Origin of the sequence: Neobacillus sp. KR4-4 (assembly GCF_042136325.1) — a bacterium.
GTDB lineage: Bacteria > Bacillota > Bacilli > Bacillales > Cytobacillaceae > Neobacillus.
On record NZ_JBHHJU010000008.1, the window covers coordinates 13,930 to 28,643 of the forward strand.

A 14,714-nucleotide genomic window follows, 5' to 3' on the forward strand; every position below is an offset into this window, starting at 1 on the left:
ATGGGGAAAGATTGGTTTTCAAGTAAAATATCGGAGGAAAGAAAGTGAGTGAAAATAATACAGGAGTACGGTTATTAGCGTTAAAAGACATCTTTCGTAAAGAAACGGATGAAAATCATGAATTATCGATAAAAGAGCTTGTTGATAAGTTGAAAATCGAACTGCCGGGAAGCACAGCTGATCAAAAAGCGGTGAAACGATACATTCAAACCCTTCAGGCTTCAGGGTTTGATATCATTGAAAACGAAGATAAATATGGGAAAAAATTTTACAGTCATCAAGAAAGGCTATTTGAAAACTATCAATTAAGGCTTCTGATTGACCCCATCCTATCTGCACGATTTATAACGGAAGAAGAAAAAAAGACTATTACCAACAATGTAAAGGAACTAACGAGTAAACACATTGCTAAGACTTTGCCAGACCCAATTGTCTATCAGCAATCGATTAACCAAGACTACCAATTAATTAAGTTACATATTGATAAAATTCATGATGCCATCTACCAAAGTAAAATGATTGCGTTTCAATATGGGGATATGGATATTCATAAAAACTTCCAGTTACGGCATGGAGGAGAAATGTATCAAATCAAGCCCCATGCCCTCATTTGGGAATCCAATTTTTATTACCTGATTGGTGATGATATTAAATATAGTGAAGAGAACAATCCACGAAATTATCGGTTAGACCGGATGAGGAACGTAACCATTTCTGATGAAAGATTTGCGCGTAAAAGAAAAGATTTAAGTACATATGTTCAAAATTCGTTTCATATGTTTGGCGGACAAGATGATTGGATAACCCTGCAATTTAAACTCGAACAAAATGTCCTCAATGGTGTCATTGATAAATTTGGTATTGAGGCAGATATTCGGAAAGTGAACGATGAGGCATTCACCTTAAAGGCAAAAGCAAAACTGAGTCCAGGACTCAAGGCTTGGATCCTCGCGTGGGGAAGTATGGTGAAGGTCATTTCCCCACAAACCCTTGTGGATGAGATAATAGAAGAGATTGGAAAAGTAAAAGATCAATATAAAGAATAGGGTGTACCATTTTCAGTATACCCTTTTCATTATAATAAGTAGTAATAAGAGGATTTGTTTCAAGGTCATTGAAATATGGAGGAATACATAATGAAATCACTGAAAAGAATGCTTTATGAACTAACGATGGACAAAGAATTTGTCGCTTTAAAATTCCTGATTGATCGCCCGAATGTCTTTCATGTTGTTGGGGCTACCCATTTAGAAACTTGGCATTCAAGATTCTTATCTTGGCTTCTAGATCCCACAGAAAGACATATGCTAGGCTATTATCCGTTCCAGAGATTCTTAATGGCTATTGCCGAATCCGCTGAAGAAAATATTGACGACATTACCGATTTAGCCATGCTCAATGTAAATCAATTGAGAAATCCTGAGGTTATAGCCGAAAAGGATATCAACAAACTTGATATCGATGAGCAGGAAACCATCGAGGAAACAGAAAAAAACGACGACAAAGGGAGGCTGGATGTCTTTTTTAAGGTAAATATCGTCGATGAAAAAGACCCTGGCAGGGAAAAAAAGTTAATCCTTGCTGTTGAGCAAAAGGTATATGCCAGGGTGGATGTAAATCAATGCAATAAATACTTAAGAAAATTTGAAGAGAAGTTTAAAGACGAAACGTTTATGCTAGTAGGCTTAGTACCAAAAAGCCAAATAAAAGAATCAAATGAAGCCACGTTTGGCAGTTCCAAATGGTTCGGAATCGACTATCAGCAGCTAGTAGACATTGTTCTAATGCCTTGCCTGGAAAATCCTGATTTAAGTATTTATGCCAAACCTATTATTCAACAATATGTAGATGCATTACGGATGCCTTATAAAGGCAAACGGGAGAAATTGGCTACCATTGAAGAAGAACGAACTCTGGTCCGTTCCATATATGATCGCTTTGAAGATGTGTTTAAAGCGATTACGAAAATATCAAATGAAGAGGACAGTGATGAAAGGAATTATGTCAGCACTGTTGTGAACGATACTTATGGTGAAGTATTTAGAACAATCAAATGGATCCTTAATGAGGAAAACGATGTTGAAGAGATATGGAATTTTTCAACTGGATTCCAAAGAAACATTTTTAAGAGATGGGACGAACTCCAGATGCTAATTAAACATGAGGGAAAAGAAACTGTTATCTATGGAAAATCTGTTCCGGAACTTTGGAAAGAGACATTACAGTGGATTGAAGAGCATAATCTCCCTCTACGTCAGCTTATAGAAGAAGGCTTTATTCTTGGAGGCGGAGACAGAGGAAATCGTTATGCTATAGCGTTTAAACCTATCCATAAAAACAGAAAAAAGTTTGCCTCCATTCATACCTATGAATCTATCATAACGGGTGAGACATATTACATTGAAACCAAAATTAACCCTGAAAGTGGTATGAAAACCATTGCTAAACTATTTAAAAAACTAGGTGTAGAGGTAAAGACTCCATTATTAGAGAATAGTGTCACCGTACCTTTTTAAGAAGACATAAGATGTTCAAATGGGAAAGGGTAGCCTTTAAGCAGCGTTGGCTACCCTTTTGTGCTAGAAATAGAATGTTCAACATCCCATTAACAACTTCAAGTACAACAGTTATTCGGATTGTTTAACATTTAATCCTGAAGCCACCACCAACAGGCAGCTTTTATGAAGGTTTAAAAAAAAATCCCCTGGATTTATCCATGGGGCGAAGTCAACGTATCGGGATTAAAGTTTAATCAAATAAACGGACTTCCCAAATCAGAGATGGGAAAAAAATGTTCCATTGTAGAAACACCCTATCAGGTCTATGCGAATCGTATTATATTGTTCACCTAAAACAGGATAAATAGCTTCGTATGAAAATACGCACAAAAGTGACTGAAATGGCAAAAAACGCCTTCAAAAATCAAATTTGGAGGCGTTTTTTGACGTTTACGCTCTAAAATAGCCCTCAAATATGAAAAATGGTCATTCGCTAGATTCCACCGATTCCTATAAATTGTAGAAGAACTGAGACGAGGACTTTCACTTAAAGCCTCGCAAAGGACAAGGTGATGAAAAGGTGTCATAAATTATCCACATATTAATGAAAAACATATGACCTTTTTCTTCATCTATTTCTATATAAAGTTTGAAGAAATTTTAGTAGAAGAAAGGCAGTGGTGGAAGATGGCAAAGTATCGTATGGTGCGCACGGATTTTTGGAAGAATCCAATGGTTTCTGAGGAGATGAGTCCGGAGGACAAATATTTCTATTTGTATCTACTGACCAATCCAGAAACAACACAAATTGGAATCTATAAAATTACCAAAAAACAGATGGCTTTTGATTTGGGTTATTCGATTGAGAGTGTTCATGCGTTAATGGAACGTTTCACCGACCTTCACAAATTGATTCGTTACAATCCAGAAACAAGAGAACTTGCCATTAAAGACTGGGCAAGAAATAACCTGCATAAAGGCGGGAAACCGATCATGGATTGTATTTATTCCGAACTAAAGGAAGTGGTGGATACCTCGCTGATTCGATATGTTTCGGAATCCATTCTTAAGGAAGAAATGCGTAGTCTTTTTGATTCGTTTTGTGGACAAGAAAAACTGTTATTTGACGGGGAATATAGAGGACAAGATGAAAGTTATCCATACATAGAAGAGGATTTCGAGCAGCTAGATGATTCGTACTCGTCTCGTTATACGGTACGTGGACAAAAAGAAAATGAAAATAAAAATAAAAATAAAAAACAACAAGAATCTCTCCAACCAAATATAGTGGAAAATCCAGACAGCCAGCATCCGTCACGAATGAACCAAAAAGAGGTGGTTGTTAAAGAAATTGTGGAGTTTTGGGACAACAATGGATTTGGTTTCACGAACGTAAATGCGAAACAGCAGCTGTTATCTTGGTTAGATGATTCTAGCTTCTTGCAGCCGAAAGAGATCATTTTAAAAGCCTTGAATATTGCTTGTGCCAGTAACAAACGAAAGCTGAACTATGTGGTTGGAATTCTAAAAAACTGGGAAAATGAAAATCTATTGACCGTAGAAGAAATCGATTCGTATCAAGAGAAGCAAAGGCCTGTACAAAGGCAATCAACTGCACCGTTTTCTGCAGGAAGAGATATTCCACGTGGAATTAATCTCGATTTTACGGCAGGTGAAGAGGAATGAGTATCGCGGAAAAAGCGTTCTTAGGAAGCTTGATGAAGGCGGAGTATTTACTCAAGGATACCGTGGTCCAACCTGAACAGCTGGAAAGTACACGGCATAAAGAAATCATGCGAAGAATGGTCGAGTTTAACCGTGTAGGGAAAAATGTTGATTTGATTACCTTTACTACCTTACCCGACCTCGAATTATTCGGGGGTATGTCTTACCTTTCTGAGCTGTTATCGTATGCGGACGTGGAGAAATTTGATGCAATGGAGAAACTGATTCTTGACTCGTGGAAGGAACGAGAAAAGAGAAACATCCTAACCGTTGCTGCGATGAATGATTGGGAAATCGCCAAAGTCATTGCCGAATTGGATAAAATTAACCAAATAAAAATGGATGATCACACCTCCCTGCAAAATGCGTTGGCAGACATCTATGAGGCTCCCTGGGAAGATCAAAAACTCACGGAACAGGCAACAACGGGTATCGAAAACCTCGATAAAGTAACGGGAGGCTTTCGGAATGGGGAAGTGACGATTCTCGCCGCAAGACCATCAATGGGAAAAACCGACATGATGCTCCATTTTGCCAAAATGTCGGGCTGGGCAGGATTTCTGCCCCTCGTCTTTTCCTTAGAGATGCCTGAAAAGCTGATCACTTCGCGATTAATGGCTTCGACTGGGGGCTTTAACCGGGCTAAAATGCGGGATCCAAAAAGAATGCTCAATTCAAATCAAAAGAATAGATGGTCAGATGTGATTAGTAACCTCAGTGAAACCCATATCCAAATTTTTGACGGGGGTGGCCAAACGATTGCAGAAATGAGAGCAAAAACGAGAAAGCTGATGAATCAATTTCCACACAAGAAACCAATCCTGTTTATCGATTATCTAACCCTCATCCGTTCAGGACAATTTTTCGGAGGGAATTCTCATTTACAAATCACTGAAATATCGAAATCCCTGAAAACGATGGCAAAGGAGTTTGATTGCCCCGTTATTTGTTTGGCGCAGCTTAATCGCTCAGTGGAATCACGAGCCGATAAACGGCCGATGATGTCTGATATTCGAGAATCGGGCAGTGTGGAGCAGGATGCCGATGTCATTTTGTTCTTGTATCGTGAAGCGTATTATGACAAGAACTCGCAGGATTCATCCCTTGAAATCATTATCTCGAAAAACCGAAATGGTCCCGTTGGAAGCCTCGCTGTAAATTACAACCAGGAAACAGGGAGGATTGAGGAACGAAAGGAATCGAATCTGCCGTTGTAACCTCTATTTAGCCGAAATAACTTATATTGAGGTGTGATCACATGATTGTGAAAGATCTTTACATGGATTGTCTTCGTCATGAAGAATCAGCATTGGCCCATTACATTCACCATTTATTGGCGGAGAAGAAAATTTCATTAGATGACCATATGTCAAAAATCGACTTAGACCAAGCGGACCATCAAAAAGTAAAGGGAATGATTCAAACCAATGAATTAGGTTTTCATAGAGTTGGCATCTACTCGCTGAAAATGAACCACAAGGATTTTGTCTTTATCTTTGCTGCCAACCAGCGAGAGGCCATTCAATTCTATTCTAAAAGTTTTCATCACTCCCCAGTGAATTGTCATGAATATTCACTAGATTTTAAGCTTACTAGAGGAAAGGGCGACATTTCTTTTGGGAGATGAGGAAGGAATTCTTGAGTTTTCCGGCTATTGCGGGATATTTTGAGAGGGAAAGGTAAGGGAATTATTAATCTCTATTTGAATGGTGCCTGGCATCAAAGACAAAAACAGTCGTCAAATCAACGGCGGTTTCCTCTTGAAACTTACTTACTTGCTAATTGAGCTTTTTTCTGTTCAACCGCCTTAAGATCAAAGCGATTAGCATTCATCACCTTAACCCAGGCAGCGATAAAGTCCTGGACAAACTTGACAAACTTCTCTTTGTTATCATCTTGAGCATACACTTCTGCAATGGAACGGAGGACGGAGTTTGAACCAAACACGAGGTCCACTCGAGTCGCTGTACGTTTCACTGCACCTGTTTGCGATCGTGTCCTACATAAACGTTTGCTCCTACAGGCTTCCACGCCACTCCCATGTCAAGCAAGTTCACAAAGAAGTCATTCGTCAGTTGGCCGACAGAATCAGTGAATACGCCATGTTCTGTGCCGCCATAGTTTGTACCCAGTAAGTACACCCATACCACCAAGAAGAACGGTCATTTCAGGTGCAGTAAGGTTTAACAGTTGAGCTTTATTGATTAGCAACTCTTACGGACTTACACTGAACTGCTTATTCGGTTTTTGCTAAAAGTGATTGAAAGAAAAAGTTGTTGGCTAACATCTGAAAGATTATCTTTTGTCACATTTTGGTACATGAAATTTTTTATCATTTACACAGATTATTTGATAAGCTGCTCAAATTTATGGGCAGCTTCTTTTTGCATAGTTGATAACACATGGGTGTATGTGTCATATTATCATATTTTTTTCGCATCCATTCGTTTTTTCTATGCTAACTTAAATTAGGTGTGACAAAAGATAGGTGTATAATATATACCTCTTTTATTATATGGGTTTATTGATATAGTTTTTTATATCCAAAATTTTAATAAAAAAGGTGTAAAATTATCAAGTATTGATTGCTGAGTTAAATGAAAAGTTAGATGTTATTAAAGAATACAGTGCAGGCATGGACATGGGGGCTGCCAGCTACCAACGTTACATATGAGATATTGAAAGACATCTTGATACTTCTAAGGAGAAATATACTATAGCTTTTGTTTGCATAATCAATTCTGGGAAGTCCACGGTTATTAATAGTTTGCTTGGTCAGAACGGGGAAGGTTGTTCTGACACACTGCAAATCGTATCCGCATTCGGAACCGGAATTCCAACCAGCAAACTGTAGCGGTTCTAGAATTTGAAGACGGGGCATCTGAAGAAATATCGTGGCTTGAGGCAAAACTGCTATCTAGTCAAGTATTTCTTGATGATCATCCGTACTTAACCCAATGTCAGGTTATCTTGTACATCTCTTAAATAGAATTATCAAAACCCTTTTTAGGAAAACACCCTGCATACATCATTACGTTGCTTTCGATCATCTTCATCTGTGCGCTGTTTGTACCGAACCAATCCGCTTACTCCCAATAAACTCCAACACCCGATATTTTATCTATGGGACTAGCTCTGGGAATCTACCTTGCATTTCCTTGCTTTATTCGATTAACATCTATTTTTTTCTATTGCAAAACCTAATAAAACTTCTAGGCTAGTCCCCGGGTGTTTAAGAACTTTACTTCATCGGCGGACTGACCCTTTTTTCCTCGCTATTATGAAGGCTTATCTATTCTATTCAGTCACTCACAGATAAGGTAAATCAACCTTTTGTGAGTGTTTTTTTTATTTAGGGATAAAAAAGTTAAGCTTTAATTATCACTTACATTAAAAATAGAGAAGCATCTGGCGAAATTAGCTATCGTCATTAATCGTATATGTGTAACATTTTTGTGCATTTATAAAACATCAAGTGTTAAAATAAGGTAATTAAGAAAATAGTACTACCTTCAGAGTGGTTCATAGGAGAGAAACTAATGAAAGAAATAATACAGAAAGTTATAGACTTCCGTGATGAAAGAGACTGGAAAAAGTATCATAATGAAAAAGATTTGGCCATTTCAATTTCACTTGAAGCAAATGAATTGCTTGAAAACTTTCAATGGCGAACTAGTGAAGAAGCAATTGCAGAATCTAAACAAAATATTAAAGAGGAAATGGCTGATATTCTAATTTACCTTGTTCAGCTAGCCGATAAGATGGATATTAATCTAGAGGAAGAGGTCTCAAACAAACTTGTTAAAAACGCTATAAAATATCCAGTGAATAAAAGCTAGGAAAGAGTTGATTATCTACAATGAGACGACTTCTAACACGAGAGATTTGATGAATGATGAGCTTGGACCTATGTTAAACATAAAAAGCGATACTCTTTAAATGTGGGATAAGAATTTTTGCAGTATTGGTAAGGCTAAGTATGAATTAAACGTTGAAAATATTGAAATGAAGTAACGGTTATTATTACCTGTAAAATAGTCATCTATACTGAGCCATTGCAAAATTGTATTATTGTATTTATATGTCTAGACAAAAAATAAAGAAAATTAAATCTATATTTTGAAAAATTTATTTATTTTTATATTCCCTGTAGCCAATTGACAATCACGTTTTCTTGAATCATTAGAGGATTAGTCAAGCGGATACAAAAATGTAACTAGGAGTTGAGGGGAAATGATAATATATGAAGCTACAAAAACCGAATTTATATCTGATGTTACAAACGAATTATTAGTTGAACGCTTATATAATTCTTATCAAGAAAAGATTGGCAGAACGTCCAAACAGGAAATTGTATCATGGGAAAATTCCCTTCAACGGATGTCGAATGTTATGCAAGACAAAGATATACCAAATGATGCATCTGTTGCGATTGAATTTAAAATCCCAAATACATCCAAACGGGTAGATTTTATAGTAGCAGGCAACGATGGAAGGCAAGATCATGTTGTTATTGTGGAATTAAAACAATGGACTGAGGTAGAGAAAATAACAACAAAGGATGCGCTTGTAAATACATATCTCGGAGGTGCTAAGAGAGCGGTTGCACATCCTTCATATCAAGCTTGGTCGTATGCTGCATTAATTAAAGATTTTAATGAAAATGTTCAGGAGCAAAAGATAGATCTTAAGCCGTGCGCATATTTACATAATTATAGAAAAGTTGTTAATGATCCACTAACTGATGAACATTATCAAGAGCATATGAATAAAGCACCGATTTTCGCAAAGGGTGAAATTCTAAAATTAAGAGATTTTATAAAAAAATACGTCCGTAAAGGTGATCATAATAAATTAATATATCAAATAGAGCATGGTAGAATTCGCCCTTCAAAATCATTGCAGGACTCTCTTACAAATATGTTAAAGGGTAATGAAGAATTTGTTATGATTGATGAACAAAAAGTGTTTTATGAGGAGGCATTTCATTCAGCCCTTAAATGTTTAAAATATAACAAGAAACATGTAATGATCATTGAGGGTGGACCTGGGACTGGTAAATCTGTAATGGCTATTAATTTATTGGTGAATTTGATTAATAAGGGCTTAATGGCACTATATGTTTCAAAAAATTCAGCACCCAGAGAAGTGTATGCCTCTAAGTTAAAGGGTACTGTGAGAAAAACAGAAATTGATAATTTATTTAAGGGGTCGGGTAGTTTTACTGAGTCAAAATTAAATGAGTTTGATGTAATTGTTGTGGATGAAGCCCATCGTTTAAATGAAAAATCAGGCTTCTATGGTAATCAAGGGGAAAATCAAGTAAAAGAATTAATTAAGGCCTCAAAATTTACTCTTTTTTTTATTGATGAAAACCAAAGGGTAACATTAAAGGATATTGGAAGTATCGATATGATTAAAAAATATGCTTATGAGTTAAATTCAGAGGTTAGAATCGGAAAATTAGTGTCACAATTTAGATGCGACGGTTCTGATGCATATATTGCATGGTTAGACGATGTACTACAAATTAGAGAAACGGCAAATACTCATTATTATGGGGTAGATTATGACTTTCGTGTAATGGACGACCCTCATGATATGTTACATGAAATTGAAAAATTAAACAGGATGAATAATAAATCTAGGATGTTGGCTGGGTACTGTTGGGAGTGGCCAACGGGTGAGCGGACTAACACAATGTATAAAGATATCGTTATTCCTGAGTATAATTTTGAAATTAGCTGGAATTTGAAAGATAGTATATGGGCAATTGACCAAAACTCTGTCAGTGAAGCGGGGTGTATACATACTGCCCAGGGTTTAGAGTTTGATTTTGTAGGAGTAATAATTGGACCAGATCTTCGTTACGAAAATGGTGAGGTAATTACAGACTATACAAAACGGGCAAAAACAGACCAATCACTAAAAGGAATTAAAACAATGGCTAAAGATAATCCGGAGAAAGCACAAATAGTTGCCGACCAGATTATCCGAAATACCTATCGAACGCTTATGACACGCGGTCAAAAAGGTTGTTTTATCTTCTGTACTGATCCGAAGTTAAATTCATATTTCAAAAAGAGGCTTCAAAAGACCCAAATCTATGACGATTTATCTCCGACAAGTCATTCTAAAGTGGCTGAAGATGAAGAAGGTTATAATTAAAATCATTAAAGGATTTGGAAAAAAATTATCCTTTTTAAGTAGTCACTAATTTGTAGGTTGTACCGACCCAAATACTTAACTGAAATAATATAGTGGTGGAAATTTCCCGTAAAATTGGGAAAGTCCCTCGGTGCTTTAATACGTTACTTTACCTAAGGACTGACCCTATTTTATTTGATGACTCGGCTCATTTGAATCCATAATTCCGAATAGTTCATAATAGTTGCTCGTAAACTGTTGATAGATGGTGTATTAGGCAAAAATGGGCAATACCCTTGTGAGGTCTATGTGAAATTAAAAAGCCCTCAAAATGAGGAGCATTTAAAGATAGTAGGTTTATTAAAACCTGCATTACTGATCAATTTTATCAATTGAGATACCGGGAATGGATATTTTTCCACCCAATGTAGAATCATAAGAAATCAATCCGGTAGATTTACCATAGATTGTAATAGTGTCATTTTCTAAGACTCTAGATGAAACAACCGAATCATCAAATGCGTCAAATAATACTCTGTCGTAATTATCATTAACAGCTAATCTTATTTGAGTTTCACCATCGCCTTCAATAACTTGGATAACTGTCCCACGGAATTTTACTTTTTCATCGACATATTTATCTGGGGTTCTTGCTAACTGATTATATGTAATTCCAGTATTGTAACCTTGTTTTTCCTTAGCTTCTTGCTTTTTCTTTTCTTCAGCAGCTTTCTTTTTAGCTTCTTTACGTGCAACTTCTTCCTTACGCTTTTCTTCGGCTAAGCGTTTTTCTTCAACTGCCTTTGCTTCTGCTTCTTTCTTTTTACGATCCTCTTCTTTCAATTTAAAAAAAGGAGCTGCTTCTTCCACTTTTACTTGTAAATCTTTATTGTCTGCTTTTAGATTTGCTACTGTTTTAGTTTTAGCTGATAGTTGTTTTTTTAAAGTGTCGATTTTACTATTGGCCTTATCAAGTGCATCTTGAGAAGGGCCGCCAGATGCACCAATAACCAAAGCAATTATTGCAGTTAATACATACTTCCATCTCTTTTTCAGGAAACCTAATACCTTCATGTCAAAACATCCTTTCAATATAATAATATAGTAATCAACTAAATAATACCAAAAATATAGAAAAAAAGAACTAGTGAATTGGGATTTATTCTAAAAATATCCATAAATCAATAAGTAAAAAGACCCTATTCTAAAGAAGGAGGTCTTAAAATGTTGAGGCTTCCGAACTACCATATCTTTACTTAAGGGATAATCTATTCAAAAAATATCATTATTCAAAATCAACATGGGACACAATTCAAAAAGAAGAAATTAAATTAGGAATGACTGAAAAACAAGTTAGACTTTCATGGAATGATCCGAATGATATTAATAATTACACATATAGTTGGGGTTCATTTGACCAATGGATTTATGATGACATTCTTAGCGCAAGTGGTGCAATTTATTTATATTTCAAAAATGGAAAATTAGAGTCGTGGCAAGATTTTTAAATGTGTTGCCCCTCCCATAAAAGTGAATGTCTATATTTTTTTGTAAATAAAAAAAGGAATTGTATTGATAGAATTTTCATCGTAGTTAAAGTATTGGAAACCGTTCTACTAAAGGAAGAAGATATCCGGACAAAGGTCTTGGAAAATTGTAAAAGAAAAGGTTAGGAAGGTAAGAATAGACGAAGCGGACATCGTTGTGGCTGGAGGTAAAGGCTTAGGCAGATACGAAGGATTTCAGTTAATACACCGGTTAGCGGAAACCCTTGGAGGAGCCGTTGGTGTGAGCAGGGATGTGGTGGAAGCGGGGTGGATTGCTCATCCTCATCAAGTAGGGCAAACCGGTGTGACGGTAACGCCAAAGATTTATTTTGCGATTGGGATTTCTGGTGCGATTTAACATATTGTGGGAATGAAAAATTCTGGTTTAATTATTACCATTAATAATGACAAAGAAGTCCCAATCTTTCAGAACTGTCATTATGGAATTGTAGGCGGTGCCTTTGAGATCGTTCCTATTCTAATCGACCAGTTTAAGTATGCACTTTCTAGTAATAAGGTGATGAAGTAAGTTAATGCTGATTAATTACCATTATTCCTCTGTCAATCGTGAGTGAATTCTTCCATTTTCTTTACTTCACTAAGGAGTAAAGCTTTTTTTCATGCTATAATTAGTACCAGATAATAATATCAACTAATAGGTATTGACCCTGTTGAAACAAACTAAATACGCCTAAACTGGAGATAATACTATGTTTATAGATAACAAATTAAAGTCACAAAGTGTTTCTGCCTATTTTAAGTCACTGGGTATCAAAAACTGCTTTACCAAAGAAGACTTTTGGAGGCATGTAACCGAGGTTGACTCCTTCTTGGCAAAGGAACTCCAACCCATTATGGAGCGCAAACTAAAAGGAAATCTTTATGAAGTGAAAAACCGAACACCGGCCTTCAGTTTGGCGGTAGAATCATGGACGATGAATTTCCATCAGTCCTTGCTCAACTGGATCAGTCAGCAAACTCATTTAAAGCCGAAGAGGATTTTGGAAATTGGGTGTGATAATGGGTTGCTGTCTTGTTGGTACGCCTCGATTTTTCCAGCTGCGGAGATCGTTGGCATTGAACAGTGTCGAAATGGAATTCAATGTGCACAGCAGTTGGCCATAAAGCAAGGGCTTAATAATGTGAGTTTTTACCAAATGGAATTTATGGAGGTAACTGAGCACTTTTCCCTGAATTCTTTTGATTTAATCATTTCATCACGGACCTTTCATGAGATTATGGGGCCTATCATGATTTCAAACTATTGGTCACTTCAAGAGTACATGAAGGAGAATCCAACTTATGGTGACAGTCGTTATTTAGAAATCGTCCATCGTTTGTTAACGGAGGATGGATTGTTTCTCTCTTGCGAACAATTGAAAAATTCCGCAGATCTCGGAAGGTGGGCAAATGTGCTTCAGGATGCGGATTTACATATTCAGTGGGATGACAGTGGTACCATCGAATACCATGAAATAGGAGTAGATAGGCTGTCTCCTGTGATTGTGGCCACAAAAAGGGAAACCAGTCTTGAAACCTTGAAAGGTATGGAACACCTATATACGAAAGGTTACCCGCTTGTATTGGAGGAGGGTAGGTCCTATAAAGGAGGGACAGCGGAATTTGCTTATCAACAGCTGGGGGAGAAAACATTCTACACAGGGATTCAATTGAAAGTGAGGAACCATTGGCATGTGTTTCGACTTGAGCTTTGGGAGACAGATAGGTTTTTGCTTGTCTATAACTATGGAAATATGGGGTATCATGAATTGGATATTTTACCTGCCGGCGCATATGAAGAGGCACACCGGTTAATGGAGGAGGCGGTTGGGGAGTTCGGTCACCTTGGTCCGTTTGTTCGGTATCACAACCTAGATGAACGACCAGAATAGCAAAGGTAGTGGGTCAGTCCCCCACTGCGGTAAAGCTTTACATCACCGGGGGACTGACCCTTTTTTTTGGGTCATTTAAGTACTGTTTCATAATCTAAAAATGGTTAGTTCTTAAGCAGTTTGTTGTTTATTTCTTCTAGTTTGTTCAACCTTTTTATTTGATTTTGATTTTTTTGATTTTGATTTAGAAACTCTGAAGAATAGAATCAATCCTGCTGTAAGCATAAGAGTCCACACAAGTGCAAATGTATTACCGCTAAAATAGATTCCTACTACAGGGATTAACAGTAATACGATACTTTTTAAATAATAATTTACTTTAGGGTTTACGGCCATCAATACTGAAATAGCAACCAGCAGCGAAGGGATGAGGTGATTACCCAAAAAGGAATGATTCATATAATTTACATAGAAGTAGTAGCCAAAGGATCCTATAATAGCTACTAAGGAAAGATAAAATCGTATAATCGGATTCTTATAAAAGAGAATCCAGACGGCAATAAAATTTATTCCTGCACAAATGCCAGCTACATATAATATCTGAGTAAAATTACTTATAGGATTTCTTGCAAAGTCCATAATATATTTGAAGTTATAACAGACTACTCCTATTACAAGGATTTTGAAGAGAAGTTTTACCCAAGACAGCTCCAATTTCTTTTTCTTTTTTGACAATCGGAACCTAGATAGTGAGTTTCCTCCCGATGTGCTTGCAGTAACTGTGTTTTTCTTTTTCCTACCCAAAAACCATTTTTGAAATCCGCTATCAACTAGTTCCTCATCAGCTTCAAATCTACTAGTGTAATCGCTTGTATTATATTCTTGGTCATTGCCTTTTTCAATATGTTGTTCTGAATCAGAATTAAAATCCAATTTTATATTCACCTCAAGTATTTTTTTTATAT

The 14,714-nt window shown here is 36.6% G+C and carries 11 protein-coding genes and 2 pseudogenes; 10 read left to right on the top strand and 3 right to left on the bottom strand.

Annotated elements, in window-relative coordinates:
• Window positions 1–44 precede the first annotated feature (44 nt).
• The 5 genes from ACE198_RS10205 to ACE198_RS10225 all read left to right on the top strand — a co-directional run bounded on the left by ACE198_RS10205 (window position 45) and on the right by ACE198_RS10225 (window position 5,850).
• A complete protein-coding gene (locus tag ACE198_RS10205; RefSeq protein WP_375375463.1) occupies window positions 45–1,046 on the top strand; it encodes a helix-turn-helix transcriptional regulator in 1,002 nt (333 codons plus the stop codon).
• Between the two features lie 90 nt (window positions 1,047–1,136).
• On the top strand, window positions 1,137–2,516 hold the full coding sequence (locus tag ACE198_RS10210) for a PD-(D/E)XK nuclease family protein (protein WP_375375464.1): 1,380 nt from the start codon (window positions 1,137–1,139) through the stop codon (window positions 2,514–2,516).
• A gap of 669 nt (window positions 2,517–3,185) precedes the next feature.
• Window positions 3,186–4,184 carry a DnaD domain-containing protein gene (locus tag ACE198_RS10215; RefSeq protein ID WP_375375465.1) on the top strand — a complete coding sequence of 333 codons (999 nt, stop codon included), beginning with the start codon at window positions 3,186–3,188 and terminating at the stop codon, window positions 4,182–4,184.
• The gene (locus ACE198_RS10220; RefSeq protein WP_375375466.1) at window positions 4,181–5,440 is read left to right on the top strand and encodes a DnaB-like helicase C-terminal domain-containing protein; all 1,260 of its coding nucleotides are present in this window, start codon (window positions 4,181–4,183) and stop codon (window positions 5,438–5,440) included. Before ACE198_RS10215 ends, ACE198_RS10220 begins: the two co-directional genes overlap by 4 nt.
• A 41-nt stretch (window positions 5,441–5,481) precedes the next feature.
• Window positions 5,482–5,850 (top strand): hypothetical protein, encoded by a 369-nt coding sequence (locus ACE198_RS10225; RefSeq protein WP_375375467.1) that lies wholly within the window; start codon window positions 5,482–5,484, stop codon window positions 5,848–5,850.
• Between the two features lie 140 nt (window positions 5,851–5,990).
• On the opposite strand, the pseudogene ACE198_RS10230 reads toward ACE198_RS10225, so the two are convergent.
• Window positions 5,991–6,461: pseudogene (locus ACE198_RS10230) on the bottom strand (catalase/peroxidase HPI); the annotation flags it as partial.
• Between the two features lie 1,301 nt (window positions 6,462–7,762).
• On the opposite strand from ACE198_RS10230, the gene ACE198_RS10235 reads away from it, so the two are divergent.
• On the top strand, window positions 7,763–8,062 hold the full coding sequence (locus ACE198_RS10235) for a nucleotide pyrophosphohydrolase (protein WP_375375468.1): 300 nt from the start codon (window positions 7,763–7,765) through the stop codon (window positions 8,060–8,062).
• A gap of 394 nt (window positions 8,063–8,456) precedes the next feature.
• Entirely contained in the window at window positions 8,457–10,391 is a 1,935-nt protein-coding gene (locus ACE198_RS10240) for a DNA/RNA helicase domain-containing protein (protein WP_375375469.1), read from the top strand.
• Window positions 10,392–10,742: 351 nt separating this feature from the next.
• Here the strand turns inward: ACE198_RS10240 and ACE198_RS10245 are convergent, their stop codons facing one another.
• Window positions 10,743–11,444, bottom strand: coding sequence for a toxin regulator (locus ACE198_RS10245; protein ID WP_375375470.1), 702 nt, complete (start codon window positions 11,442–11,444; stop codon window positions 10,743–10,745).
• Window positions 11,445–11,707: 263 nt separating this feature from the next.
• On the opposite strand from ACE198_RS10245, the gene ACE198_RS10250 reads away from it, so the two are divergent.
• From ACE198_RS10250 to ACE198_RS10260, 3 genes and pseudogenes are all read left to right on the top strand, one after another.
• Complete coding sequence (locus ACE198_RS10250) at window positions 11,708–11,878, top strand: hypothetical protein (RefSeq protein ID WP_375375471.1); 171 nt, start codon at window positions 11,708–11,710, stop codon at window positions 11,876–11,878.
• A gap of 96 nt (window positions 11,879–11,974) precedes the next feature.
• A pseudogene (locus ACE198_RS10255) lies at window positions 11,975–12,446 on the top strand (electron transfer flavoprotein subunit alpha/FixB family protein); the annotation flags it as partial.
• 181 nt (window positions 12,447–12,627) lie between these two features.
• On the top strand, window positions 12,628–13,809 hold the full coding sequence (locus tag ACE198_RS10260; protein ID WP_375375472.1) for a methyltransferase domain-containing protein: 1,182 nt from the start codon (window positions 12,628–12,630) through the stop codon (window positions 13,807–13,809).
• A 111-nt stretch (window positions 13,810–13,920) separates the two neighbouring features.
• On the opposite strand, the gene ACE198_RS10265 is transcribed toward ACE198_RS10260, so the two are convergent.
• Window positions 13,921–14,682 carry a hypothetical protein gene (locus ACE198_RS10265; protein WP_375375473.1) on the bottom strand — a complete coding sequence of 254 codons (762 nt, stop codon included), beginning with the start codon at window positions 14,680–14,682 and terminating at the stop codon, window positions 13,921–13,923.
• Between the last annotated feature and the right edge of the window lie 32 nt (window positions 14,683–14,714).